At 49.4% G+C, this 253-nt stretch carries 1 rRNA gene; it reads right to left on the bottom strand.

From position 1 onward, the window contains the following. Positions 1-150 precede the first annotated feature (150 nt). A 16S ribosomal RNA gene (locus EVJ32_RS16115) occupies positions 151-253 on the bottom strand; the annotation flags it as partial.

Genomic DNA, 253 nt, shown 5'->3' with positions numbered 1-253 from the left:
GATCTAGCGTTTCTAAGACACACGGTCCGAACGGACCATGCATATTTTTCTTGGTTTGATGTCTTGATGAATCTTCAGTTTTCAAAGAACAATCGAGGGACGAACCCTCAAAACTGAACGATGGGCATGCCACATGGGCATTTTCCTTAGAAAGGAGGTGATCCAGCCGCACCTTCCGATACGGCTACCTTGTTACGACTTCACCCCAATCATCTGTCCCACCTTCGGCGGCTGGCTCCTTGCGGTTACCTCA

This window comes from Exiguobacterium sp. SH5S4, assembly GCF_004337045.1.
Classification (GTDB): Bacteria; Bacillota; Bacilli; order Exiguobacteriales; family Exiguobacteriaceae; genus Exiguobacterium; species Exiguobacterium aurantiacum_A.
This window is presented reverse-complemented; position numbering and strand designations above follow the sequence as displayed.